The organism is Paraburkholderia phosphatilytica (assembly GCF_003443895.1).
GTDB classification, from domain to species: Bacteria; Pseudomonadota; Gammaproteobacteria; order Burkholderiales; family Burkholderiaceae; genus Paraburkholderia; species Paraburkholderia phosphatilytica.
In genome coordinates this window covers 77,742-101,432 of sequence record NZ_QQOA01000016.1, presented here as the reverse complement: position 1 = coordinate 101,432, position 23,691 = coordinate 77,742, and the positions used below count along the sequence as shown (strand labels likewise).

Here is a 23,691-nt window from a genome sequence, read left to right as displayed (position 1 = left end):
AACAGCTCAGCATGCCTGCGCCGCGTGGCGCAGGCTCCAATGGGGTTTGATGCCTGCGCGGCTGCCTGCCCGGTAACCGGAATTAATGCAACTTAGCAACTGCACGCGGAATCCCGTTCTCCTCACTCCACCGTAACCGACTTCGCCAGATTCCGCGGCTTATCGACGTCAGTCCCCCGCGCACAAGCCGTGTGATACGCCAGCAACTGCAACGGCACAACGTGCAGGATCGGCGACAGCACACCGTAATGCTCAGGCATCCGGATCACATGAATGCCTTCGTCGTTAACGATCCGCGTATCCGCATCCGCGAACACATAAAGCTGACCGCCACGCGCGCGCACTTCCTGGATGTTCGACTTCAGCTTCTCCAGCAGCGCATCGTTCGGTGCGACCGTCACCACCGGCATCGCTTCCGTCACGAGCGCGAGCGGCCCGTGCTTCAGCTCGCCCGCCGGATACGCTTCAGCGTGGATGTACGAGATTTCCTTCAGCTTCAGCGCGCCTTCCAGCGCGATCGGATAGTGCAGCCCGCGGCCGAGGAACAGCGCATTGTCCTTGCGCGAGAACTCTTCCGACCACGCGATGATCTGCGGCTCCAGCGCGAGCACGCTGTTCAGCGCCGCCGGCAGGTGGCGCAGTTGACGCAGATAATCGACTTCCTGCGCAGCGGACACATGTCCACGCAGCTTGCCGAGCGTCACCGCGAGCACGAACAGCGCGACCAGCTGCGTCGTGAACGCCTTCGTCGACGCCACGCCGATCTCGCGGCCCGCGTGCGTCAGGAACGCCATTTCCGTCTGGCGCACCATCGCGCTCGTGCTGACGTTACACACGCACAGCGTGTGCTTGTGACCGAGCGACTGCGCGTGCTTCAACGCTGCGAGCGTATCCGCCGTTTCGCCGGACTGCGAGATCACCACCACCAGCTGCTTCGGATCCGGCACGGATTCGCGATAGCGGTACTCGCTCGCAATCTCGACCTGCGTCGGGATCTTCGCGACCGATTCGAGCCAGTACTTCGCCGTATAACCCGCGTACGAACTCGTGCCGCACGCGAGAATCAGCAGGCTGTCGATCTCCGCGAATGCAGCGGGCGCGGCTTCGCCGAACAGCGCGGCGTCGAACGAATCCGTCGCGGGAATCGTGTCGGCAATCGCGCGCGGCTGCTCGAAGATTTCCTTCTGCATGAAGTGGCGATACGGGCCGAGTTCCACCGCGCCGCCATACGCCGCGACTTCGCGCGATTCGCGCTGCACGATCGAGCCGCTGCGATCGGCGATCTTCACGCTCTCCAGCGTCAGTTCGCAGACGTCGCCCTCTTCGAGAAAGATGAAGCGTTCGGTGCTGCCGGCAAGCGCCAGCGCGTCGGATGCAAGGAAGTTCTCGTGCTCGCCGAGTCCGACGACGAGCGGCGAACCCTGGCGCGCACCGACCACCGTGTGCGGCTGCGCCTTGTGCAGCACCGCGATCGCGTACGCGCCATGCAGCTGGCGCACAGCTTCGCGCACCGCCGCGAACAGGTCGCCGTTATAGAGGCTGTGGATCAGGTGCGCGATGACTTCGGTGTCCGTCTGCGACACGAACTCGTAGCCCTTGCCCTTCAGCGTCTCGCGCAGCGACTCGTAGTTCTCGATGATGCCGTTGTGAACGATGGCCAGTTCGTCGCGCGAGAAGATCGGGTGCGCGTTGTGTGTGACCGGCGCGCCATGCGTCGCCCAGCGCGTGTGCGCAATGCCGCTCACGCCTTCCAGGCGCGTCTCGCGCACCTGGTCGTCGAGCTCGGCCACGCGCGACACGCTGCGCGCGCGTCGCAGGTCGCCTTCCGTCAGCACGGCCACGCCGCACGAGTCATAGCCGCGATATTCGAGGCGACGCAGGCCCTCGATCAGAACGGGAACGATGTTACGTTGCGCAACCGCGCCGACAATGCCGCACATGGTGGTGGGTCCTTTGCAGTGTTAGGTTGGAAGCGCGCGTCACGCGCGCTGCCCTTCAGCTTTTCTTCTTCGTCGGGCGCACGTAGCCCGTCTTGCTAATCTGGGTCTTGTCGTTCAGCACGAGCCGGTCTGCTTCCACATCCTTCCACACCGTCGTGCCCGCCGCGATCGTCACGCCGCGTCCGACGCGCACCGGCGCGACCAGCTGCGTATCCGAGCCGACGAATACATCGTCTTCGATGATCGTGCGGAACTTGTTCGCGCCGTCGTAGTTGCAGGTGATCGTGCCCGCGCCGATATTCACGCGTGCGCCGACATCCGAATCGCCGACGTACGACAGATGGTTCGCCTTCGACCCGTGACCGAGCACCGCGTTCTTCACTTCGACGAAGTTGCCGATGTGCACTTCGTCCGAGAGTTGCGCGCCCGGACGCAGCCGCGCATACGGACCAATCGCGGTTCTCGCGCCGACCGTCGCGCCTTCGATGTGCGAGAACGCGTCGATGCGCGTGCCCTCGCCGATCGTCGCGTTGCGGATCACGCAGTTCGCGCCGATCGTCACGTTGTCCGCGAGCTTCACGTTGCCTTCGAACACGCAGTTCACGTCGATCGACACGTCGCGGCCGCACTCCAACGTGCCGCGCACGTCGATACGCGCCGGGTCCGCGAGCGTCACGCCCGCCACCAGCAGTTCGTCGGCGACATTGCCTTGATGGATGCGCTCAAGCTCGGCCAGCTGCTGCTTGCTGTTCACGCCGAGCGTTTCCCACTCTTCGTCGGGCTGCGTCGTTTCGATCTCGATGCCCGCTTCGATCGCCAGTTCGACGACGTCGGTCAGATAGAACTCGCCCTGCGCGTTGTCGTTCTTCAGCGCGGCGAGCCACGTCTGCAGCTTCGCGGTGGGCAGCGCGACGATGCCGGTGTTGATCTCGGCGATCTTCAGCTGCTCGGGCGTCGCGTCCTTCTGCTCGACGATGCGCACCATCTTGCCCGCTGCGTTGCGCACGATGCGGCCGTAGCCGGTCGGGTCGTCGAGCGTGACTGTCAGCACGCCGTAGCCGCCGTGTCCGGCTGCGTCGGCAAGGCGTTTCAGCGTGCTCGCGCGCGTGAGCGGCACGTCGCCGTACAGCACCAGCGTCGGCACCGACGGATCGACGAGCGGCAGCGCCTGCTGAACCGCGTGCCCGGTGCCAAGCTGCTGCTCCTGCAGCGCGAACTGCACGTCCGGTGCCCCGACGGCCTGCTTCACCGCATCCGCGCCATGACCCACGACGACGATCAGACGCGTCGGGTTCAGCGTGCGGGCAGTATCGAGAACATGGGACAGAAGCGGCCGACCGGCCAGAGGATGCAGCACCTTCGGCAACGCGGACCGCATGCGCTTACCGGTGCCGGCCGCCAAAATGACGATATTCATGGCGAAGGTGAAAAGACGAGTTTGGAGCCGCTGATTCTAGCACGCACCAAATCGTGAAAATGGCCCGCGAACGGGCCATTTCTGCGAATTCACCACGCATCGCAAAAGCTTGATTGACATTGCAATCGCGTTCAGCCAATGCGTGAATAAGCGGATTAAAACGTTTTCAAAGATCGTCGAACTGAACGATCGAAATCGGTCTGGCCGCCCCGCCTTCGGTTGAGTCGGTGGCAATATCCGTCGAGGTCGAGCACGGTTCCTCGTCGAACGCGATGTCGCCTTGCGCGTCGGCCACGCCGGTTGCGCGCAACGTTCCGAACGCAAACAGCGTGTGGTCCATCAGATGCGACGGCACCACGTTCGACAGCGCATTGAACATATTGTCGACGCGCCCCGGGAAACGCTTCTCCCACTCGCGAATCAGCGCCTTCATTTCAGCGCGTTTCAGATTCGGCTGGCTGCCGCAGAGATTGCACGGAATGATCGGGAATTCGCGCAGTTCCGCGTATTTCTCCAGATCGGTTTCTTTCACATAGGCAAGCGGACGGATCACGACGTTCTTGCCGTCATCCGATTGCAGCTTCGGCGGCATGCCTTTCAGTTTGCCGCCATAGAACAGGTTCAAAAGCAGCGTCTGCAGGATGTCGTCGCGATGATGGCCGAGCGCAATCTTCGTCGCGCCGAGTTCGCCCGCCACGCGGTACAGGATGCCGCGCCGCAGCCGCGAGCACAGCGAGCAGGTGGTCTTGCCCTCGGGCACCAGCCGCTTGACGATGCTGTACGTGTCCTGATTCTCGATATGGAACGGGATGTCGAGCTTCGTCAGATACTCGGGCAGCACGTGCTCCGGGAAGCCCGGCTGCTTCTGGTCGAGATTCACCGCGACGATGCCGAAGTCGATCGGCGCGCGCTCGCGCAGCCGCATCAGGACGTCGAGCATCGCGTAGCTGTCCTTGCCGCCGGACAGGCACACCATCACCTTGTCGCCGTGCTCGATCATGTTGTAGTCGCCGATCGCCTGGCCGACCTGGCGCGCAAGCCGCTTGAACAGCTTGTTGTTCTCGTACGCCTCTTTCTGCTCGCGGCGCGTGAGCGCGCGGCGTTCGCTACCGGCATCGGCTGCGTCGGTCCCAGCCGACAGGTTCGCGGCGCCGAGAATCTCGGGTGCGTTCATGCTCAATCCTCTTTGATGCGAAAGACTTCGACGCCAACCGCGTCGCAGTCCGGATAAACGTCGGGCTTCTCGGTGGACACGCGCGCGGCGCGCACCTGCGGGTGTTCGAGCATCGCCTCGGCGAGATCGTCGCAGAGCGTCTCCTGCAGGTGGATGTGCCCGCGGCCCACGCGCTTCGCGACAGTGGCGCGCATGAAGTCGTAGTCGACGACTTCGCGCAGCTTGTCTTCGAGCGGCGTGGTGGACGCGAGCGGCACGAACAGCTCGATGTTGATCACGACGCGCTGCTCGCCGCGTTTTTCGAAGTCGTGCACACCGATATTGATGTAGACCTCGTAATTGCGCAGAAAGAGCCGCCGGCAATCGGCGAGCCGTGGGTGCAACAGTGCGGAAACCATGTTCGTTCCAGTCGAAAAGCGCGTGCGGACACGCAAGCAGGCGGCGCTGCGCTTCGACGCGGGTGCAACGCCTTGCAGACGCAACGCGGTTGCGGCCCACGCGGTCGCGATCAGCGGCCGATCATAAACATCACATCGCGCGGCGACGGCACCAGATGCTGGCCGCCATCGACGACGAGCGTCGTCCCGGTCACCCCCGCCGCCGTGGCGAGATACAGCGCCGCGCCGACCAGGTCCTCGGGGCGCGACGCGCGGCCGAGCGGCGTGATCTTGTGCGCGGCCTCGAAACCATCGGGCGTCTGCCCGGCCGACTGCAACGTCAGCCCCGGCGCCAGCCCCACCACCCGCAGCTTCGGCGCCAGCGCCTGCGCGAGCGCGATCGTCGCGTTCTCGAGCGCAGCCTTGGAGAGCGTATACGACAGGTAGTCGGGATTCATGTTGACGAGCTTCTGGTCGAGCACGTTGATCACGACGCCGCGCAGCGCATCGTTCGTGGCCGCGGCCTCCGGCGTCGCGTCGAACAGCGTGCGCGCGAGCACCAGCGGCGCGCCGACGTTGATCGCCATCTGCCGCAGCAGCCGCTCGTAGCCGACGTCGCGCGCGGTGTCTTCATCGAACGCGGACGCGTTGTTGATCACGCACAACGGCCGGCCGAGCAGACGCGTGCAGTCCGGCACGAGTCGCGCGACGTCCGCCTCCACGGCCAGATCGGCGCGCAGCGCGAGCACGCGGCGTCCGAGCGCGGCGATCTCCACGACCGTCTGGTCCGCCTCCGCCCGCGACGCGCCGTAGTGCACCGCGACGTCCCAGCCCTGCGCGGCGAATCCCAGCGCGAGCGCGCGCCCGATCCGCCGGGCGCCGCCCGTGATCAGCACGACGCGCGCGGTGTCGGGCCCATCAGGCCGGCGGGAGGCGGAAGTGTCAGTCGAAGCGCTCATTTACAATGCCGGGATGAATCCGAAAGCTCATCAGCCCGATAGTTTACCTGCTCCCAGCCCGATCGCGCTCGCGCAGTCCGAAGCGCTCGTCGCGCAGATCGCCGCCGAGATCGCGGCGGCAGGCGGCTGGCTGCCGTTCAACCGCTATATGGAACGCGCGCTGTATGCGCCCGGCCTCGGCTATTACAGCGGGGGCGCGATCAAGTTCGGCCGGCGCGCGGAAGACGGCAGCGACTTCATCACCGCACCCGAACTGTCGCCGCTTTTCGCCGCCACGTTCGCGCGGCCCATCGCGCAGGCGCTCGAAGCCAGCGGCACGCGCGACATCATCGAGTTCGGCGCGGGCACCGGGCGTCTTGCCGCCGGCCTGCTGAACGCGCTGCACGAACTGGATACGCCGTTCGCGAGCTATTCGATCGTCGATCTGTCCGGCGAACTGCGCGACCGCCAGCGCGCGACGATCGAAGCTGCGGCGCCCGATCTCGCCGGGCGCGTGCGCTGGCTCGACGCGCTGCCCGAGCGCTTCGAAGGGGTCGTGATCGGCAACGAAGTGCTGGACGCGATGCCGGTGCGCCTGTTCGCGCGCCTGAACGGCGTGTGGCACGAGCGCGGCGTGACGACGAACGGACAGGGCTTTGCGTTTGCGGACCGCGCACTGTCGTCCACTGCGGACGGCGCGTTCCTCGCGTCGCTCGATGTGCCCGACGCCGATCATTACGTGACGGAAACGCACGAAGCCGCGTGCGCGTTCACGCGCACCGTCTGCACGATGCTCGCGCGCGGCGCCGCGTTTTTTATCGACTACGGTTTTCCGCGTCGCGAGTATTACCACGCGCAGCGCACGCAAGGCACGCTGATGTGCCACTACCGGCACCGCGCGCACGACGATCCGTTTCTCCATCCGGGCCTGCAGGATCTGACCGCGCACGTCGAGTTCACGGGCATCGCGGAAGCCGGCGTCGATGCCGGCGCGGATCTGCTCGGCTTCACGTCGCAGGGCCGCTTCCTGCTGAATGCGGGCATCACGGACGCGCTCGCCGAAATCGATCCGATGGACACCGCGCGCTTCCTGCCCGCAGCCAACGCCGTGCAGAAGCTGCTGTCGGAAGCCGAGATGGGCGAGCTATTCAAGGTGATCGCGTTCTCGCGCGGCATCGACGGCACGCTCGACGCGTTCGCGCGCGGCGACCGCTCGCACACGCTCTAGCCACGGGGGCGCCGGACATGATCCGCTGGCTGCTGACCACCTTCGTCGCGGTGGCGATCCTGTCCGCGAACTGGCCGTGGCTGAGGAAGTTCGGCATCGGCCGGATGCCCGGCGACATCACACTGCGGATGTTCGGCAAGGAATACCCGTTCCCGTTCATGTCGACGTTGGTGCTGACGATGATCGTCGCGACGCTCGTCAAGCTGCTCTGAGCGCGCCGCGCGTCTCCGTCACTTCGCTTGCGCCGCTTCCAGCGCCTTCGCCACCGCCGCCGTGCGTGCGCGCGACACCGCTTCCCTGATCTGCTCCGGCTTGCCCGCGTGGTCTTTCGCGACCGCGCCCGCATCCACGCCGCGCGCCGCGACGAGCGCGAGCCGCAGCCGCTCGGCCTGCGGATAGTCGGCGGTTTCAAAGCCGGTGCGCCCGCGCGCGTCCGCCTCGCATGCCTGCAATGCTTCAGCGAAGCGCGCCGGCTTGCGGATCGCGTCGCCGCGCTCGAACAGACGCACGACGCCCGCCGCGCCCGTCCCCATCACGCGATGAATGTTGCCGTGCTCGCGCGCGACCAGCAGCGCGAGGTCGCGGCACTCGTTCGGCACCCGCAGACGCTCGCACAACGGCTTCAGCAGATCGACGCTGCGGCCCTCGTGACCGATGTGACGCGGCAGCACGTCTTCGGGCGTGGTGGCCTTGCCGAGGTCGTGCGTGAGCGCCGCGAAGCGCACCGTGAGCGCATAGCCGCGCTTCGCGGCGTAGTCGAGCACCATCATCACGTGCACGCCCGTGTCCACCTCGGGGTGATAGTCCGCGCGCTGCGGCACGCCCCACAGCGCGTCCACCTCCGGCAGGATTCGCGCGAGCGCGCCGCACGTGCGCAGCACGTCGAACATCCGCGACGGCTTCTTCTCCATCAGCCCGCGCGACACTTCCTGCCACACGCGCTCCGGCACCAGCGCGTCGACTTCGCCGTCGGCCACCATGCGCTGCATCAGCGCCATCGTTTCGGGCGCAACGGTGAACTCCGCGAAACGTGCCGCGAAGCGCGCGACCCGCAGGATCCGCACCGGGTCTTCCAGGAACGCATCGCTGACGTGGCGAAACACGCGCGCCTGCAAATCTTCGGCGCCGCGGAACGGGTCGATCACGGGGCCCGTCAGCTCGCCATCGGGCCGCACCGCGCGCGCCATCGCGTTGATCGTCAGGTCGCGGCGCGCGAGGTCTTCGTCGAGCGTCACATCCGGCGCATAGAAGAACTGGAAGCCGTGATAGCCCGCCGCGGTCTTGCGCTCGGTGCGCGCGAGCGCGTACTCCTCCTGGGTCTGCGGATGCAGGAACACCGGAAAGTCCTTGCCGACCGGACGAAAGCCCTTCGCGACCATCTGCTCGGGTGTCGCGCCCACCACGACGTAGTCGCGGTCCTGCACGGGCACGCCGAGCAGCTCGTCGCGAATCGCGCCGCCCACTGCGTAAATGTTCATCAGCAGACTTCGTATTTGGAAATCGCGTGCGTCTCGCGCAGTGCGTCGTCGATCCACGCTTTTACCGCCGGCTGCGCGGTGACGCGCCGCGCGTACGCCGCGACCGTTTCCGACAGCTCCGGCTGCCACGTGTTGAACCGCATCACGACCGGCGCGTACATCGCATCGGCAGCGCAAAACTCGCCGAACAGGAACGGGCCACCGTGGCGTTCGATGCAGTCCGACCAGATCGCCTGCACCCGCGCGATGTCAGCCAGCGACTCCTCGGTGCGCCCCTTGCCGGGAAACGAAGCGTGAATGTTCATCCACATGTTCTGGCGCAGCGCGCCGAAGCCGGACGCCATCTCGGCGCTGATCGCGCGGGCCTGCGCGCGCTTTGCTGGATCGCGCGGCCAGATCGGCAGATCGGGGAAGCGCTCGGCGAGCGTCTCGACGATCGCGAGCGACTCCCACACATGCGTGCCGTCGTCGGTCACGAGACAGGGCACCTTGCCCGACGCCGAGTACTGGGCAATGCGCGCTTTCGTGCCGGCCTCGAACAGCTCGATCAGCACTTCCTCGAACGGAATGCCGAAGTGCTTCATCACGACCCACGGTCGCATCGACCACGACGAATAGTTCTTGTCACCGATTGCCAGCTTCATGTGTCACCACGCTCCATGGAGAGGGAAAAGTTGGGGGCTACGGATTAAGCAGATTCAGCACATTCAGCGCCCCGCGTTCGCACGGAACGCATCGAAGCGCGAGCGACCCGTTGCGGCGCTCAGGTACACCGGCGCGATCGTCTCGATGCTGGCCGGCTGGATATCCAGCTCGGGCGCAAGTGGCCCCGACAGCACACTGTCGGTTTTCATCGAATCGAGATTGTCGCGCGAAATCAGCGGCGCACCGGGCGCCATTTCGAAGGTCATCGCCTGCATGCGCGCGAGCGCGTCGGGCAGACGGATGATGCGCGCGTGCCGCCCGATCACGTCGCCGCAGAACGTGACGAGCTGCTCGAGCGTGTACACGCCCGGACCGCCCAGTTCGTAGGTGCGGCCGCTCGCGGCGTCGAGATCGAGCACGTTGACGATCGCTTTTGCGACGTCGCCAACGAACACCGGCTGGAACTTCGCATCGGGCATCGCGAGCGGAATCAGCGGGAACATCCGCTGCAGCATCGCGAAGCGGTTGAGGAACTGGTCCTCCGGTCCGAACAGCACCGATGGCCGGAAGATGGTGCTCGCAAGCGCAGCGGAAGCATGCACCGCGCGCTCGCCATCGCCTTTCGAGCGCAGATACATGCTCGGCCCGCGCGGGTCCGCGCCGATCGCGCTGACGTGCACGAGCCGATGCACGCCCTTGCCCTCGCACGCGCTGACGATCTTCGTCGGCAACTCGACGTGGATCTTCGCGAACTCGGGACCATACGGATCGGCGCGCCGGCCATACAGTGTGCCGACGAGATTGATCACCGCGTCCGCGCCCTCGACGAAACGCGCGAGCTGCACCGGATCGAAGATGTCGGTTTCGATCACGTCGACGGGCAGCAACGTGAGATGCCGCGCGTTGTTGCGGCGCCGGGTAGCGATCCGCACGTTCTTGCCGACTTCGACGAGCGCGTTGACGAGGTGACTGCCGATGAAACCCGAGCCGCCGATGACGGCGATGGTTTGATGTCGCATTTTCGACTCCCAGAGGGAAGCCGCTGCAACGGCTGGAGGAGGCGCCGCCGCCGCAATGTTCAGCGGCGCGGCGGCGTGGCGCTTATGGTGCGATGTAGCCGAGACGCGCCTTCAGCGATTGCGGACGGCCTTCGAACAACGCCGCGTAGTAGACCGTGTTGGACAACACATTCTTCACGTAGTCGCGCGTTTCCGTGAACGGGATGGTTTCCGCGAAAATCGCGCCTTCGACGGGGTGCTGCAGCGCCGAGCGCCATGCGCGCGGCCGGCCCGGCCCGGCGTTGTAGCCCGCGGTGGCGAGCACCGCCGAGTCGTCGAATTGATTGTAGATCATCGACAGGTAATTTGTGCCGAGCAGGATGTTGGTGTCGATGTCGTTCATCTGTTCGCGCGAGATCGGACCGAGGCCGATCTTCTTCGCGACCAGTTGCGCGGTGGCTGGCATCAGCTGCATCAGGCCGCCCGCACCGACGTCCGAGTGCGCGTTGATGATGAAGCGCGACTCCTGGCGGATCAATCCATACGCCCACTCGACGTCGAGACCGTTGGTCTGCGCGTCGCGCTCGACGATGTCCTTGAACGGCGAAAGGTAGCGCAGCGAGAAGTCGTGCTCGGCCTTCGTGCGATCCGCGGTATTCACGGTGCGGTCATACAGCTCGATGCGGCGCGCGTACTCCGCGACCGCGAGCAGCTGGCGGTCGCTCATGTTGCGCAGCTGCCAGTTCCATTCGCGGTTGCCTTCGAGCCGCAGGTTCAGCCCGTAGAAGCGCTGCGCGAGCGCGAAGCCCGGCGTGGCCGCCGCGGCCTGCACTTCGGCATCCGTCACCGGCGTTTTCGGGGGAACGGTGATCTTCTGCCCGAGCTCTTCCATCGCGAGCTGGCCGTAGAAGTTGTAGTTGTGCGCGATCTGCTCGAACTCCTGGTTCGCGGTGACCGTATCGCCCGCCGCCTTTACCGCGCGCGCATGCCAGTACACCCACGCGGGCTGGCTGCGCAGCGAGGACGGCATCTGTTCGACCGACCAGCGCACCATCGTCCAGTCGCCTGCGAGGAGCGCCGCGCGCACGCGCCACTCGTACGCCGGCACGGAGAGCGGCGCGTTCGCCGACAGCCGGTACCAGTCCACCGCGCCTGGCATCTGCTTCTGCGCACCCTGATAGCCGATCGTGCCCCAGCCGATCGCGCGTTCCGGCGACGTGAGTTGCGGCGCGACCGTCGCGAAGGTAGCGGCAGCCATGGCGGGATCGTTGCGCGCCATGCGCGTGATCGCGAGCAGCGCGAGCTGATGCGACGCCGCGTCGGGCCCGATGCCGCGCGCGAGCAGCAGCGGCGGCGCATTCACCGCCTGGTCGAGCACGGTCGGGTCGGGACGCTGGTCGCCCAATGCATCGGCCAGACGGCTGCCGGTGGTGGTCAGGTTCTGCTCGTACGCGAGGCGGATCTGAAACCAGATGTCGTCGGCGCTGAACTGACGGTTCGCGCCCAGTGCCGTGACCAGATCGACGCAGCCGTCGCCGTAATAGCGCGGTTCGACCAGCAGCGCGCGCGCCGCATCGGCGACGTTCTCGCCGTGCGCGGCCCGCGACTCAAGCGCGTAGCACTTCACCTGGGTGTCGTCGTTCAGCACGAAGCGCGGGTACTGCAGATCGAAATTGCGCCAGTCGTGCCGCGCGCCGAGCACCGTCAGGTAGTCGTTGCGCATGCGGTCGCCGATCGCGGTGCCGTCGTACTTGTCGAGGAACGCGAGCACCGGCTGATCCGGCGCATCGACGCGTGCGTGGCCCTGGCCATCGAACAGCTGCGGCTTGATCTGGAAGTATTCGAGGTACGACGGCGCCGGATAGTCCGGGATCATCGCGGCCAGCTGCGCGGCGCGCGCGGGGTCGTTGTTGCGCGCCGCCTCACGAAGCTCGATGAAGGTCTGGTCGTCGTTACTGATGGATGAAGCCTGGGAAACCGGGATGGGTCGAACCGCGGAAGCCGTGCTGCATGCAACGAGCGAGACGACGGCGAGCGCCAAACCGACCGCGCGATATACTCGAAAGAGGCGTTTGGACATCGTTGTTTCTGGAGCGCGAATTTGAACCCAAGCATAGCATGCAACCCTCTCGCGAAATCGAAAAGGGAACTGCGCGCGAGGCTGCTCGAAGCGCGGTTTTCCGCGGCCCTGGAGGCCTCGAGCAACGAGTCGCTGAGCCGTCAGGTGATCGAAGTGCTGAAGCGTTTCGAGCCGACGCGCGTCGGCTTCTACTGGCCGCTGCGCGGCGAGTTCGACGCGCGCAGGGCGATCGCGGTCTGGCTCGCGCTCGACCCGCGGCGTGAGGCCGCGTTGCCGGTGATTCCGCGCAAGCACGAGCCGCTGGTGTTCCACGCGTGGTCGCCCGATATGCCGATGCAGCCGGGCCATCACCAGATTCCGGAACCTACGTCCGCGCGTGTCGTGATTCCCGACCTGCTGCTGATTCCCTGCGTGGGTTTCGATGCCGAAGGGTACCGGCTTGGCTACGGCGGCGGTTACTACGACCGCACGCTCGCCACGTGGCCCGGCGAGAAGAAGCCGGTGACGGTGGGCATCGCGTATGAGGCCTGCCGCGTCGATGCACTGCATCGCGAGACGCACGACATTCCGCTCGACGCGATCATCACGGACACCTGCAGCTACCCGGTGATGGTCGGCTGAGGTCGGCTGACACGCGGCGGTCGGCAATTCACTGCCGCCTTTTCCTCATTTGCGGCCGGATCGTTCCGCCGCGCGACAGCGATTCGGCGCGGCTCGCGCGCCCTGCTTCGCTTTTTCCGGGCGATGTCAGAGCGATGCCGCCGCGCGGGCGGCGGTGTCGTACAGACCCGACGCATTGCGCATCAGTTGCGCCGCCTCGCCGATCTGTTCGTTGGTCAGGCCGCTCTCTTTCAGCGTCGCGATCAGACAGCTCTCGCGCACCTCACGATATTTCATGCATAGCGCGCGGCCGGCCTCGGTCGCCGAGAAGAACACTTCCTTGCCGGTTTTTTCGCTTTTTACATACCCTCTAGCTACCAGCTTCTTCAGCGCGTACGTGGCGACGTGCGTGTCCTCGATATTCAGCACGAAGCAGATGTCGGCGAGTTTCTTCCTGCGCTCGCGATGACTGACGTGATGCAGCAACGAAACCTCGATTGCTGTCATGTCTTTGGCCCCCGCTGCCGACATACATCTAACCATCCAGCGATTGAACGCATTGCTGGCCATGATGAGACCGTATTCGAGTTCGGACAGCTCGGCGCTGTCCTCGGACACGAGATGCTCTGACGAAACGATCTTGGTTGGAAGACGCGACATAACGGGTGGTGGTGGCAACGCACGGACGAATGGGAGTGTCCGAAGTGTACGACGAGTGCCCGTCATCCGAACTCAGCGCTAACACTTATTGATAAATTGTCGATAAATTATTGAGAATGTACGCTATGCAAAACGCCTGGACCGCTGCACGCTCAGACCGGACATGGGTCGAAGCGCCCGCTGGCGCGGCACGCGCGTTCGCCCCCCTTTTAGATGGCACTTATGAGTGAAGCCCGTATCTACCCGCTTGGGGACACCGCGCTGGTCTGCGAAGCGCCCGGCCCCGCTACGCTCGACTGCCAGCGCCGCGTGTGGGCGCTCGCCGAGCTCGCGCAGGCGTGGCCGCAGGTGCTCGAAGTGGTGCCCGGCATGAACAACCTGACGCTCACGTTCGATCCGCTCGAAGCCGACCGCGACGCGCTCGCCGAACAGCTGGCGGCCGGCTGGCAAAGCGCGGCCGGCGCGGCGGCGCCAGGCCGTGAGGTCGAGATTCCCGTGCGCTACGGCGGCGAGCACGGCCCGGACCTGGCGGACGTCGCGAAGCACACCGGGCTGTCGCCGCGCGAAGTCGCCGAACGGCATGCCGCCGGCGAGTACATCGTGTTCTTCCTCGGCTTCCAGCCGGGCTTCGCGTACATGGGCGGCCTGGACCACGCGCTGCACACGCCGCGTCGCGCCTCCCCGCGGCTGGAGGTACCCGCGGGTTCGGTCGGCATCGGCGGCGAGCAGACGGGCGTCTATCCGGCCGCCTCGCCGGGCGGCTGGCAGCTGATCGGCCGAACCGACGTGACGCTCTTCGATCCGTCGAAGCGCCCCGCCACGCTGCTGCAGCCGGGCGATCGCGTGCGCTTCACCATCGCGGAGGTCGACGCATGATCGACGTCATCCGCGCGGGCCTCCTCACCACGGTCCAGGATCTCGGCCGGCCGGGCTACCGGCATCTGGGCGTCGCACTCGGCGGCGCGCTGGACCGGCTCGCGCTCGAAATCGGCAATCGCCTCGTCGGCAACCGTCCGGACGCGGCCGGCCTCGAAATCACCTTCGGCCCGACGGTGCTGCGCTTTCCCCGCGCCACCCGCGTCGCGATCACCGGCGCGGAGTTCGGCGCGACGCTCGACAGCAAGCCGGTCTACTCGTGGTGGAGCGTGCCAGTCCAGGCGGGCCAGGAACTCACGCTGCCGGCGGCGAGGCGCGGAATGCGCGCGTACGTCACAATCGCCGGCGGCATCGACGTACTGCCGATGCTCGGCTCGCGCAGCACCGACCTCGGCGCGGGCTTCGGCGGTCTCGGCGGCCGCGCGCTGCGCGACGGCGACCGCCTGCCGCTCGGCGTGCCGGCGGGGCGCGCGGGCTCCGGTTTCAGCCCCGATGCCCAGGAATTCGGCGTGAAGGCGCCGGCATGGTGCAAGTTCGTCACAACCCGCGAACCGGTGCGGCGCGGTCGCCATCCGGCGGGCGTCGACTGGGCGCGGCCGATCCGCGTGCTGCGCGGCCCGGAGTACGCCAGCTTCACGGCGGACGCGCAGCAGGCCTTCTGGTCCGACGAATGGCAGGTCACGCCGAACAGCAACCGGATGGGTTACCGGATGGCAGGCACGCCGCTTGAACGCGTGTCGAAAGCGGACCTGCTGTCGCACGCGGTGCTGCCGGGCACGATCCAGGTGCCGCCGAACGGTCAGCCGATCGTGCTGCTCTCCGACGCGCAGACCACGGGCGGCTATCCGAAGATCGGCGCGGTGATCGAGGCGGACCTGTGGAAACTCGCGCAGGTGCGGCTGAACGGTGGCGTCCGCTTCGTGCCGACAACCCAGGAAGAAGCACGCAACGCACTGATGGAAGAACGCGCGTATCTGCGGCAGGTGAATGCCGCAATCGCGATGCATGAAGAACGCTGCGAGCGCCGGCAGGCCAGCGCGGCTCTGCAGTAGCAAAGCAAGAGGAAGTCATGGAAATCGATCTGAACGCCGATCTCGGCGAAGGCTGTGGGTCCGACGAAGCGCTGCTGGATCTCGTCAGCTCCGCGAACATTGCGTGCGGCTGGCACGCGGGCGGCGCGAACGCGATGCGCGACTGCGTACGCTGGGCGGTGAAGAAGGGCGTGTCGATCGGCGCGCATCCGAGCTTCAACGACCCGGAAAACTTCGGCCGCAAGGAAATGGATCTGCCAGCCGGCGAGATCTACGCGGGCGTCCTCTATCAGCTCGGCGCGCTGTCCGCGATCGCGCTCGCCGAAGGCGGCCGCATCGCGCACGTGAAAGCGCACGGCGCGCTCTACAACCAGGCCGCGCGCGACCCGAAGATCGCGGATGCGATCGTGTCGGCGGTGCATGACTTCGATCCGTCGGTGGCGGTGTTCGCGCTCGCCAACAGCGGCCTCGTCCAGGCGGCCCGACACGCGGGTCTCACCGCGATCGAGGAAGTGTTCGCCGATCGCGGCTACCGCGCCGACGGCTCGCTCGTGCCGCGCAACCAGCCGGGCGCACTGCTCGACGACGAAGACGAAGTGATCGCCCGCGTGCTGACGATGATCCGCGAGCGTCGCGTGCAGTCCGTGGATGGCCGCCCGGTGCCGCTCAACGCGCAAACCATCTGTCTGCACGGCGACGGCCCGCATGCGCTGGCCTTCGCCCGCCGTATCCGCAAGGCGCTCGCCGACGCGGGCATCGAAGTCCACGCGGCGAACGCGGCGCGCGCCTGACCCGAGTTTCACCCCGACACCCCGCCCCGAGCGGGGTGTTTGCCAAATGCGGCCAGCAATGTGCCGCACGGCCCGTTGCAACCTGCTTCACCCGTTTCAACCGCTTCACGTGTTTGAACCCGCTGTTCCAGCTCGCGGATGCAGTTGCCTTACAGCAAGCCGAAGTACCCAAGCTGCGGTCAACAGCAGCAGATCGACGCGGCCACAAGCCGCGGCAAGCCCAGGCGCAGCGCACGATCGCGCCGCACCCATGTCGGCCGTTCGCGGCCAGTCGAAACCAGTCTGGAGATCAAAAGATGCAGACAACAGTCAGTTTATGGCCGCTGATCGGCGTGGCGGTCATCATTGCCGGCTTTCTATTGCGGTTCAATCCGATGCTGATCGTGGCGGTGGCCGCGATCGTCACCGGCTTCGCCGCGCACTTCCCGCTCGACAGGATCCTCGCGGCGATCGGCTCCGGCTTCATCAAGACGCGCAACATCCCGCTCATCATCCTGCTGCCGCTCGCGGTGATCGGGCTGCTGGAGCGGCACGGGCTGCGCGAGCGCGCACAGATGTGGATCGCCAGCATCAAGGCCGCGACCGCCGGGCGCCTGTTGATCGTCTATCTGCTGGTGCGCGAGCTGACCGCGGCCGTTGGCCTGACGGGCCTCGGCGGACATCCGCAAATGGTGCGGCCGCTGCTCGCGCCGATGGCCGAAGGCGCGACCGAAACGCGCTTCGGCAAGCTCACCGACGCCGTGCGCTACAAGCTGCGCGCGTATGCCGCGTCGGCGGACAACGTGGGGCTCTTCTTCGGCGAGGACATCTTCGTCGCGTTCGGCGCGATCGTACTGATGGTCACGTTCCTGAAGGAAGCCGGCATCACGGTGCAGCCGATGCACGTCGCGGTGTGGGGCATGCCGACCGCGCTCTGCGCGTTCCTCGTGCACGGCTTCCGGATGTGGCTGCTCGACCGCAAGCTCGAACGCGAACTGCGCGGTAACGCCGCAGCCGATGCGGCTGATGACAATCCGAAAGCCGGCCAATCCGGCGATGCCCGTGTAGCCAACGCCGCGGGAGACGAAGCATGACGCTCACGATCAACTACCTGTTCTGGCTGGTCGGCCTCGTGCTGCTGATCGTCGGCGGCATGATTCTCACCGACCGCGAGCATCCGAAGCGCTTCTTCGCGGGCAGCTTCTGGATTCTCTACGCGCTCGTCTTCCTGATCGGCGACGTGCTGCCCGCGGACGTGGTCGGCGTGCTCGTGATCGTGATGGCGCTGATCGCGGGCTTCGGCGGCGTAACGGCCGGCAAACCGAGGCTGCTGTCGGACGCAGCGCGTAACGCGAGCGCGAAGCGGCTCGGCAACAAGCTGTTCGTGCCGGCGCTGACGATTCCGGTCGTCACCGTGATCGTCACGCTGTTCGCGAGCCATCTGGTGTTCGGCGGCATCCCGCTCGTCGAGCTGAAGAACGTCACGCTGATCGGCTTCGGCATCGGCTGCGTGATCGCGCTCGCCGTTGCGTGCGTGATGACGCGCGACACCGTCGGGCAATCGATGAAAGAAGCGCGCCGGCTCGTCGACGCGCTGTCGTGGGCTGCGGTGCTGCCGCAGATGCTCGGCATGCTCGGCCTCGTGTTCTCGGACGCGGGCGTCGGCAAGGCGGTCGCGCACGTGACGACCGCGTACATCAGCCTCGACTACCGGCTCGTCGCGGTTGCGACGTACTGCATCGGCATGGCGCTCTTCACGATGGTGATGGGCAACGGCTTCGCGGCGTTTCCGGTGATGACGGGCGGCGTCGGCGTGCCGATCCTCGTCGGCGTGTTCCATGGCAACCCGGCGACGATGGTCGCGATCGGCATGTTCTCGGGCTACTGCGGCACGCTGATGACGCCGATGGCCGCGAACTTCAACATCGTGCCGGCCGCGCTGCTCGAACTGCCGGACAAGAACGCGGTGATCAAGGTACAGGTGCCGACGGCGCTCACGCTGCTCGTGATCAACATCTTCCTGTTGAACTGGCTGATGTTCCTTTGACGGTGACGGGTTTGCGGTGACATGCGTGGCGGTCGCGGTTGCGTTCGTCGCGGCAACCGCGCCTGGCGCCGCGCCATCTGCGCCGACAGCCGGTCGAGCATGCCGGGCAGCGCGCGTCCGGCAGTCGCTCGCGCAACACACCGGCGAGGAACGAGCCGGCTTCGATCGCATAGGTCGAGGTCGCCGCGCGCGGCGGCGCGAGCCTGCGCGTTGCGCGTATCCGGTGGCATCCCGCGTCGAACCAGAACCTCAAGCAGGATCAACGTTGAAGCCGTGCGTGCGCAACAGTTGCAGCACGCCCTTCGGTCCGCCGAGATGCAGCGCGCCGATCGCGACGAACATCGGCTTGTTCGGCGCCGCGGTCTGCAGCATGCGCGTGACGAAGCGCTGGTTGCGCTGGTAGACGATGCGGTTGTCGATCGATGCGGACACACGCGCATTGCGCGCGAGCTTCTCGGATTTCGCGCTTTGCCACGCGGAGATCGCATCCGCATCGCCGACGCGCCACAGCCGGTGCAGTTCCTGCACGTCGGCGACGTTCTGCGCGGGCGTCTGGACGAGATCCTGCGCAAGCATCTCGCGCTGCTGCGCCAGGTTGAGCTGGGTGAACGCGCGGAGCTGCTCGTTGAGCGTCTCGAGCCCGATGACCTTGCCGCCGCGTCTGCGCAGATAGACGTTCTGCAGTTGCGCTTCGGTGCCGTATTCGGTCTGCAGGCCCGCGCTCAATGCATCGTAGGTTTCGAGCAGCAGCGACGCGAGCCATGGCCGCATCTTGCGAATCTCGTCGAGCGCCTCGGGATTGCCCTTCATGCGCGCCTCGACGCGATCCCATAGCGGCGCAGGCAGCATGTGCGGCAGGCAGGGCCGCGTGCACACGCCGTACTTCGACACGTCGTCCTGGGATTCCAGCAGATCGTCGGGGGACAGTTCGAGCGCGAGTGTGGGCGAAGCGGCGAGCGCCGCGAGGATCGGCCGCCGGAACGGCTGGCCGGTGGGGTAATCGGATGGGTCGCCGGCGTGCAGCGTGCCCAGCAGGTAAATCGTGGTGGTGCCGCGGGTCGCGACGTAGAACGGCATGCGGGCGGGGGTGCCGCGCACCGGACCACTCGTCATCGTACCGGGCGGCGGCGGGTTGAAACCAGGCAGCGTGCCGTTGCCCTGGAACGCGGGCGGCGCGACGGTGCGCGCCACCGGGGTTGCCGCGGAATTGGCAGCGGCGCCGGCGGCATACGCTTCGCCGCCGGGCCCGATGGACCACTGCGTGAGCGCGAGCCATGCACAGCCCAGCGCGAAGATGCCACAACGCCGCGTGGATGACGTGAGCCATCCACGCGAACGGCGCGCGCGATGCCGGGCATCGCGCGGCGCCGCGGCGCGTTCACGCACCCGTGTCTCCCACCTCCTCGGCTCGGTGACACGACACCTGACGTCCATCCACTTCACGCAGCTTCGGCTCCTCGCTTCGGCACCGGTCGATCACGTACGGGCAGCGCTGATGGAACGTGCAGCCCGAAGGTGGATTGAGCGGTGAGGGCAGTTCGCCCTGCAACCGGATCTTGATCGTGCGGTCGGCTTCGAAGATCGATGGTGTCGCGGACATCAGCGCCCGGGTGTACGGGTGCCGCGGATGCGAAAAGATCGTCTTCTTGTCACCGAGTTCGGCGATGCCGCCAAAGTACATCACCATCACGTCATCGGCGATATGTTCGACCACGGACAGATTGTGCGAGATGAACACGTAGCTTGTCTTGAACTCCTCTTGCAGATCCATGAAAAGATTCAGGATCTGCGCCTGGATCGACACGTCGAGCGCGGACACCGGCTCGTCGGCCACGAGGATCTGCGGATCGAGGATCATTGCCCGCGCGATCGCGACGCGCTGGCGCTGCCCGCCGGAGAACATGTGAGGATACCGCTTCGCATGCTCGGGCCGCAGGCCGACTGTACGCATCATATGCGCGATGCGTTCGGCCCGTTCGGCGGACGTCAGCTTCGTGTTGATCGCGAGCGGCTCGCCGAGCGTCTGCTCGACCGTCTTGCGCGGGTTCAGCGACGCGAACGGATTCTGGAACACCATCTGCACGCGGCGGCGCAGCGCGGCGATCTTCGCGCGATCGGCGTCGGCCACATCCTCGCCGTCGATCAGGAGACGCCCGGACGTGGGCGCTTCGATCATCGTGAGCTGGCGCGCGAGCGTCGATTTGCCGCAGCCGGACTCGCCGACCACCGCAAGCGTGCGGCCGCGCGTCAACGCGAACGACACGCCGTTCAGCGCCTTCACGACACCTTGACCGAACATGCCGCGTTTCACGTCGTAGTGACGCGCAAGCTGCTCGGCCACCAGCACGTGATCGCCACCGTGCGGCTCGCGCCGCGTTTCAGGTACTGCGTTCATCGGGCGCCTCCGTGGTGAATCGCGTCGGTCGCGAGGTTGAGCGGCTTGATGCAGCGCACCCGTGTGCCCGCATCGTGGTCCTGCAGCGGATCGAGCGACGGCCGCGCCTTGCGGCAGTCGTCCACCACGTACTTGCAGCGCGGCGCGAAGAGACAGCCCTTCGGCCGGTCGTCACGCCCCGGCACCATGCCCGGCAGCGCGGCGAGCCGCACCGCGCCGACGTTGTGCTCGGGAATCGCCGCGAGCAGCGCCTCGGTGTACGGATGGTGCGGTGCGGAGAAGATGTCCGGCACACGGTTGGTCTCGATGACTTCGCCCGCGTACATGACAGCGACGCGCTGCGCGACCTCGGACACCACTGCCAGATCGTGCGAGATCAGCACGAGCGCCATCCCACGTTCCTTCTGCAGCTTGACGAGCAGTTCCATGATCTGCGCCTGGATCGTCACGTCGAGCGCCGTGGTGGGTTCGTCGGCGATCAGCAGCTTCGGATTGCACGCGACGGCCATCGCGATCATCACGCGCTGGTTCATCCCGCCGGACATCTGATGCGGAAACGCGTTGATGCGGTTCTTCGCGTCCGGAATGCCGACCTGATCGAGCAGTTCGATCGCGCGTTTGTGCAACGCATCGCCGCGCAGACCTTCGTGCAGCTTCAGCACTTCCTTGATCTGGTAGCCGACCGTGTAGCTCGGGTTCAGGCTCGTCAGTGCGTCCTGGAACACCATCGCGACATCTTTGCCGACGATCTTGCGGCGCTCCCTGCCCGACGCCTTCAGCAGGTTCTTGCCGTCGAACGTGACTTCGTCCGCGGTGACTTCGCCCGGCGCGTCGATCAGTCCCATCAGCGCCATCATCGTCACGCTCTTGCCCGAGCCGGATTCGCCGACTACGCCGACGACTTCGCCAGCATCGACGGTCAGGTTGATGCGATCCACCGCGGGCGCGCCGCCGAAGTTCACGGCCAGGTTGCGGATGGTCAATAGCGTAGTCATGTTTATGCCATCCGTTTGAGTTTGGGGTCGAGCGCGTCGCGCAGACCGTCGCCGAACAGGTTGATCGCGAGCACCGAGATCAGGATCGACAGGCCGGGCATCGTCACGATCCACCACGCACTGTCGATGTAATCGCGTGCCGATGCGAGCATCGCGCCCCACTCCGCCGCCGGCGGCTGCACGCCCAGGCCGAGAAAGCCGAGCGCGGCGGCATCGAGAATCGCCGACGAAAAGCCGAGCGTCGCCTGCACGATCAGCGGCGCGGTGCAGTTCGGCAGCACCTGCGAGAACATCAGCCGCAGCGTGCCGGCGCCCGCCACGCGGGATGCCGTGACGTACTCCTTCTGCAGTTCGCCGAGCGCGGACGCGCGCGTGAGCCGCACGTAGCCCGGCAACGCGACGATTGCGATCGCGAGCATCGTGTTGGTCAGCCCCGGACCGATGATCGCGACCACCGCGACTGCGAGCAGCAGCGACGGCAGCGCGAGCAGCACGTCCATGATGCGCATGATCGGCGTGTCGGCCCACTTCGTGAAGAACGCGGCAACCAGCCCAAGCACGACGCCCGGAATCAGCGCGAGCACGACTGACACGAAGCCGATCCAGAACGACAGCCGCGCGCCGTACATCAGACGCGAGAGGATGTCGCGGCCCGCTTCGTCGGTGCCGAGAACGAACTTCCAGTTGCCGCCGGCGAGCCACGCGGGCGGAATCTTCACCGAATCGCGGTACTGCTCGATCGGGCTGTGCGGTGCGATCAGCGGCGCGAAGATCGCGACGATCACAAGCACCAGCACGATGATGCCGGCCGTGACCGCGCCGCGATTGCGCGAGAAGTTCGACCAGAATTCGCGCAGCGCGATCGCGCGGCCGGACGGCGGCGTGACGGCGCTGGGGGCGGTGTTCTGAATATCTGCCATAGAAACCCCCTGTTAGCGCGTATGACGGATGCGTGGATTGAGCACGCCGTACAGCAGATCGACGAGCAGGTTCACGACGATCACGAGCGTCGCGATCATCAGAATGCCGCCCTGCACGACCGGATAGTCGCGCCGGCTGATCGCGTCGATCAGCCATTTGCCGATGCCAGGCCACGAGAACAGCGTCTCGGTGAGCACCGCGCCCGCGAGCAGCGTGCCGACCTGCAGGCCGATCACGGTCACGACCGGAATCAGCGCATTGCGAAGCGCGTGCACGACGATCACGCGCAACGGCGCGAGGCCCTTCGCACGCGCGGTGCGGATATAGTCCTCGCGCAGCACTTCGAGCATCGACGAACGCGTCATGCGCGCCACCACCGCGAGCGGAATCGTGCCGAGCACGATGGCCGGCAGGATCAGATGGCTCAGCGCGGAGCGGAACGAGCCTTCGTCGGTACCGGGCAGAAGCGAATCGATCAGCATGAAGCCCGTCACGTGCGGAATGTCGAATTCCACGGCGATACGGCCCGACACCGGCGTCCAGCCGAGGTCGACCGAGAAGAACATGATGAGGATCAAGCCCCACCAGAAGATCGGCATCGAGTAGCCGGTGAGCGCCGTGCCCATCACGCCGTGATCGAGCAGCGAGCCGCGTTTCAGCGCGGCCATCACGCCCGCCGGCAAGCCGACGATGAGCGCGAACAGCATCGCGCAGACCGACAGTTCGACGGTGGCGGGAAAGCGCGCGAGGAACTCGCTCATCACGCTCGTGTTGGTGATGATCGACGTGCCGAGGTTGCCGTGCAGCGCGTGGATGACGTAGTGGAAGTACTGCATCGCCAGCGGCTCGTCGAGGCCTAACCGATGCATCGCCGCGGCGTGCATGGCGGGGTCGACGCCGCGCTCGCCCATCATCACTTCGATGGGGTCGCCGGGGATCAGGTGAATCAGCGCGAACGCCAGAATGGTGATGCCGATGAACGTCGGTATCACCATCCCGATGCGGCGCAATACGAATCGGAACATGGGTCGTCCCTTGTATCTTCGTGGGGAGAAAACGCAACCGGCGACAAGGGCTCGTGACCCCGGTCGCCGGACTCTTTCGACCAGTCTTCTAACCGT

At 66.3% G+C, this 23,691-nt stretch carries 23 protein-coding genes; 8 read left to right on the top strand and 15 right to left on the bottom strand.

Annotated features, from left to right (window positions below):
• Positions 1-122: 122 nt before the first annotated feature.
• From glmS to DVS29_RS18640, 5 genes are all read right to left on the bottom strand, one after another.
• Positions 123-1,940, bottom strand: coding sequence for a glutamine--fructose-6-phosphate transaminase (isomerizing) (glmS, locus tag DVS29_RS18660; protein ID WP_118181967.1), 1,818 nt, complete (start codon positions 1,938-1,940; stop codon positions 123-125).
• Positions 1,941-1,995: 55 nt separating this feature from the next.
• Positions 1,996-3,357 carry a bifunctional UDP-N-acetylglucosamine diphosphorylase/glucosamine-1-phosphate N-acetyltransferase GlmU gene (gene glmU, locus DVS29_RS18655; protein WP_118181966.1) on the bottom strand — a complete coding sequence of 454 codons (1,362 nt, stop codon included), beginning with the start codon at positions 3,355-3,357 and terminating at the stop codon, positions 1,996-1,998.
• 166 nt (positions 3,358-3,523) lie between these two features.
• Positions 3,524-4,531: a tRNA 2-thiocytidine(32) synthetase TtcA gene (gene ttcA, locus DVS29_RS18650; protein ID WP_118181965.1), complete on the bottom strand. Its 1,008-nt coding sequence runs from the start codon at positions 4,529-4,531 to the stop codon at positions 3,524-3,526.
• Positions 4,532-4,533: 2 nt separating this feature from the next.
• Positions 4,534-4,929, bottom strand: a complete 396-nt coding sequence (locus tag DVS29_RS18645; RefSeq protein ID WP_118181964.1) for a dihydroneopterin aldolase — start codon at positions 4,927-4,929, stop codon at positions 4,534-4,536.
• Positions 4,930-5,039: 110 nt separating this feature from the next.
• A complete protein-coding gene (locus DVS29_RS18640; protein ID WP_118181963.1) occupies positions 5,040-5,867 on the bottom strand; it encodes an SDR family oxidoreductase in 828 nt (275 codons plus the stop codon).
• Between the two features lie 13 nt (positions 5,868-5,880).
• Between DVS29_RS18640 and DVS29_RS18635 the strand changes: the two genes are divergently transcribed.
• Together DVS29_RS18635 and DVS29_RS18630 are read left to right on the top strand one after the other, a co-directional pair.
• Positions 5,881-7,074, top strand: a complete 1,194-nt coding sequence (locus DVS29_RS18635; RefSeq protein ID WP_118181962.1) for a class I SAM-dependent methyltransferase — start codon at positions 5,881-5,883, stop codon at positions 7,072-7,074.
• Positions 7,075-7,091: 17 nt separating this feature from the next.
• Entirely contained in the window at positions 7,092-7,286 is a 195-nt protein-coding gene (locus DVS29_RS18630; RefSeq protein WP_118181961.1) for a DUF2905 domain-containing protein, read from the top strand.
• 18 nt (positions 7,287-7,304) lie between these two features.
• Here the strand turns inward: DVS29_RS18630 and DVS29_RS18625 are convergent, their stop codons facing one another.
• The 4 genes from DVS29_RS18625 to DVS29_RS18610 form a co-directional block, all read right to left on the bottom strand.
• Entirely contained in the window at positions 7,305-8,552 is a 1,248-nt protein-coding gene (locus DVS29_RS18625) for a multifunctional CCA addition/repair protein (RefSeq protein ID WP_118181960.1), read from the bottom strand.
• Entirely contained in the window at positions 8,552-9,196 is a 645-nt protein-coding gene (locus tag DVS29_RS18620; protein WP_118181959.1) for a glutathione S-transferase family protein, read from the bottom strand. The genes DVS29_RS18625 and DVS29_RS18620 overlap by 1 nt, the downstream gene beginning before the upstream one ends.
• 63 nt (positions 9,197-9,259) lie before the next feature.
• Positions 9,260-10,216 carry a complex I NDUFA9 subunit family protein gene (locus tag DVS29_RS18615; RefSeq protein ID WP_118181958.1) on the bottom strand — a complete coding sequence of 319 codons (957 nt, stop codon included), beginning with the start codon at positions 10,214-10,216 and terminating at the stop codon, positions 9,260-9,262.
• A gap of 82 nt (positions 10,217-10,298) precedes the next feature.
• Entirely contained in the window at positions 10,299-12,275 is a 1,977-nt protein-coding gene (locus DVS29_RS18610; RefSeq protein WP_118181957.1) for a lytic transglycosylase domain-containing protein, read from the bottom strand.
• Positions 12,276-12,296: 21 nt separating this feature from the next.
• Here DVS29_RS18610 and DVS29_RS18605 point away from each other — a divergent pair, with 21 nt between their 5' ends.
• Complete coding sequence (locus tag DVS29_RS18605; RefSeq protein WP_118181956.1) at positions 12,297-12,896, top strand: 5-formyltetrahydrofolate cyclo-ligase; 600 nt, start codon at positions 12,297-12,299, stop codon at positions 12,894-12,896.
• A gap of 126 nt (positions 12,897-13,022) precedes the next feature.
• Here the strand turns inward: DVS29_RS18605 and DVS29_RS18600 are convergent, their stop codons facing one another.
• Positions 13,023-13,535: a winged helix DNA-binding protein gene (locus tag DVS29_RS18600; protein WP_118181955.1), complete on the bottom strand. Its 513-nt coding sequence runs from the start codon at positions 13,533-13,535 to the stop codon at positions 13,023-13,025.
• A 222-nt stretch (positions 13,536-13,757) separates the two neighbouring features.
• Here DVS29_RS18600 and pxpB point away from each other — a divergent pair, with 222 nt between their 5' ends.
• From pxpB to DVS29_RS18575, 5 genes are all read left to right on the top strand, one after another.
• Positions 13,758-14,411, top strand: coding sequence for a 5-oxoprolinase subunit PxpB (gene pxpB / locus DVS29_RS18595; RefSeq protein WP_118181954.1), 654 nt, complete (start codon positions 13,758-13,760; stop codon positions 14,409-14,411).
• Complete coding sequence (locus DVS29_RS18590; RefSeq protein WP_118181953.1) at positions 14,408-15,463, top strand: 5-oxoprolinase subunit C family protein; 1,056 nt, start codon at positions 14,408-14,410, stop codon at positions 15,461-15,463. The genes pxpB and DVS29_RS18590 overlap by 4 nt, the downstream gene beginning before the upstream one ends.
• 17 nt (positions 15,464-15,480) lie before the next feature.
• On the top strand, positions 15,481-16,233 hold the full coding sequence (gene pxpA, locus DVS29_RS18585) for a 5-oxoprolinase subunit PxpA (protein ID WP_118181952.1): 753 nt from the start codon (positions 15,481-15,483) through the stop codon (positions 16,231-16,233).
• Between the two features lie 296 nt (positions 16,234-16,529).
• Positions 16,530-17,306, top strand: a complete 777-nt coding sequence (locus DVS29_RS18580; protein WP_240655678.1) for a DUF969 domain-containing protein — start codon at positions 16,530-16,532, stop codon at positions 17,304-17,306.
• Positions 17,303-18,259, top strand: a complete 957-nt coding sequence (locus tag DVS29_RS18575; protein WP_118181951.1) for a DUF979 domain-containing protein — start codon at positions 17,303-17,305, stop codon at positions 18,257-18,259. The genes DVS29_RS18580 and DVS29_RS18575 overlap by 4 nt, the downstream gene beginning before the upstream one ends.
• Positions 18,260-18,508: 249 nt before the next feature.
• Here DVS29_RS18575 and DVS29_RS18570 read toward each other — a convergent pair whose 3' ends face one another.
• Genes DVS29_RS18570 through DVS29_RS18550 form a run of 5 tightly spaced genes read right to left on the bottom strand, consistent with a single transcriptional unit; the run spans position 18,509 to position 23,595 of the window.
• On the bottom strand, positions 18,509-19,693 hold the full coding sequence (locus DVS29_RS18570) for a TraB/GumN family protein (RefSeq protein WP_118181950.1): 1,185 nt from the start codon (positions 19,691-19,693) through the stop codon (positions 18,509-18,511).
• Positions 19,638-20,654, bottom strand: coding sequence for a peptide ABC transporter ATP-binding protein (locus tag DVS29_RS18565; RefSeq protein WP_118181949.1), 1,017 nt, complete (start codon positions 20,652-20,654; stop codon positions 19,638-19,640). The genes DVS29_RS18570 and DVS29_RS18565 overlap by 56 nt, the downstream gene beginning before the upstream one ends.
• Positions 20,651-21,649 carry an ABC transporter ATP-binding protein gene (locus tag DVS29_RS18560; protein ID WP_118181948.1) on the bottom strand — a complete coding sequence of 333 codons (999 nt, stop codon included), beginning with the start codon at positions 21,647-21,649 and terminating at the stop codon, positions 20,651-20,653. The genes DVS29_RS18565 and DVS29_RS18560 overlap by 4 nt, the downstream gene beginning before the upstream one ends.
• Before the next feature lie 2 nt (positions 21,650-21,651).
• Positions 21,652-22,569, bottom strand: coding sequence for an ABC transporter permease subunit (locus DVS29_RS18555; RefSeq protein ID WP_118181947.1), 918 nt, complete (start codon positions 22,567-22,569; stop codon positions 21,652-21,654).
• A 12-nt stretch (positions 22,570-22,581) separates the two neighbouring features.
• Complete coding sequence (locus DVS29_RS18550) at positions 22,582-23,595, bottom strand: ABC transporter permease subunit (protein WP_118181946.1); 1,014 nt, start codon at positions 23,593-23,595, stop codon at positions 22,582-22,584.
• Between the last annotated feature and the right edge of the window lie 96 nt (positions 23,596-23,691).

What these genes read in the sequence shown, in the direction of transcription:
- DVS29_RS18625 (WP_118181960.1), bottom strand. Translation starts at nt 8,552, where the DNA reads ATGAACATTTACGCAGTGGGCGGCGCGATTCGCGACGAGCTGCTCGGC.
- glmU (WP_118181966.1), bottom strand. Translation starts at nt 3,357, where the DNA reads ATGAATATCGTCATTTTGGCGGCCGGCACCGGTAAGCGCATGCGGTCC.
- pxpA (WP_118181952.1), top strand. Translation starts at nt 15,481, where the DNA reads ATGGAAATCGATCTGAACGCCGATCTCGGCGAAGGCTGTGGGTCCGAC.
- pxpB (WP_118181954.1), top strand. Translation starts at nt 13,758, where the DNA reads ATGAGTGAAGCCCGTATCTACCCGCTTGGGGACACCGCGCTGGTCTGC.
- DVS29_RS18640 (WP_118181963.1), bottom strand. Translation starts at nt 5,867, where the DNA reads ATGAGCGCTTCGACTGACACTTCCGCCTCCCGCCGGCCTGATGGGCCC.
- DVS29_RS18630 (WP_118181961.1), top strand. Translation starts at nt 7,092, where the DNA reads ATGATCCGCTGGCTGCTGACCACCTTCGTCGCGGTGGCGATCCTGTCC.
- DVS29_RS18610 (WP_118181957.1), bottom strand. Translation starts at nt 12,275, where the DNA reads ATGTCCAAACGCCTCTTTCGAGTATATCGCGCGGTCGGTTTGGCGCTC.
- DVS29_RS18555 (WP_118181947.1), bottom strand. Translation starts at nt 22,569, where the DNA reads ATGGCAGATATTCAGAACACCGCCCCCAGCGCCGTCACGCCGCCGTCC.
- DVS29_RS18550 (WP_118181946.1), bottom strand. Translation starts at nt 23,595, where the DNA reads ATGTTCCGATTCGTATTGCGCCGCATCGGGATGGTGATACCGACGTTC.
- glmS (WP_118181967.1), bottom strand. Translation starts at nt 1,940, where the DNA reads ATGTGCGGCATTGTCGGCGCGGTTGCGCAACGTAACATCGTTCCCGTT.
- DVS29_RS18620 (WP_118181959.1), bottom strand. Translation starts at nt 9,196, where the DNA reads ATGAAGCTGGCAATCGGTGACAAGAACTATTCGTCGTGGTCGATGCGA.
- DVS29_RS18600 (WP_118181955.1), bottom strand. Translation starts at nt 13,535, where the DNA reads ATGTCGCGTCTTCCAACCAAGATCGTTTCGTCAGAGCATCTCGTGTCC.
- DVS29_RS18645 (WP_118181964.1), bottom strand. Translation starts at nt 4,929, where the DNA reads ATGGTTTCCGCACTGTTGCACCCACGGCTCGCCGATTGCCGGCGGCTC.
- DVS29_RS18615 (WP_118181958.1), bottom strand. Translation starts at nt 10,216, where the DNA reads ATGCGACATCAAACCATCGCCGTCATCGGCGGCTCGGGTTTCATCGGC.
- DVS29_RS18565 (WP_118181949.1), bottom strand. Translation starts at nt 20,654, where the DNA reads ATGAACGCAGTACCTGAAACGCGGCGCGAGCCGCACGGTGGCGATCAC.
- DVS29_RS18575 (WP_118181951.1), top strand. Translation starts at nt 17,303, where the DNA reads ATGACGCTCACGATCAACTACCTGTTCTGGCTGGTCGGCCTCGTGCTG.
- DVS29_RS18590 (WP_118181953.1), top strand. Translation starts at nt 14,408, where the DNA reads ATGATCGACGTCATCCGCGCGGGCCTCCTCACCACGGTCCAGGATCTC.
- DVS29_RS18570 (WP_118181950.1), bottom strand. Translation starts at nt 19,693, where the DNA reads ATGGACGTCAGGTGTCGTGTCACCGAGCCGAGGAGGTGGGAGACACGG.
- DVS29_RS18635 (WP_118181962.1), top strand. Translation starts at nt 5,881, where the DNA reads ATGAATCCGAAAGCTCATCAGCCCGATAGTTTACCTGCTCCCAGCCCG.
- DVS29_RS18560 (WP_118181948.1), bottom strand. Translation starts at nt 21,649, where the DNA reads ATGACTACGCTATTGACCATCCGCAACCTGGCCGTGAACTTCGGCGGC.
- DVS29_RS18580 (WP_240655678.1), top strand. Translation starts at nt 16,530, where the DNA reads ATGCAGACAACAGTCAGTTTATGGCCGCTGATCGGCGTGGCGGTCATC.
- ttcA (WP_118181965.1), bottom strand. Translation starts at nt 4,531, where the DNA reads ATGAACGCACCCGAGATTCTCGGCGCCGCGAACCTGTCGGCTGGGACC.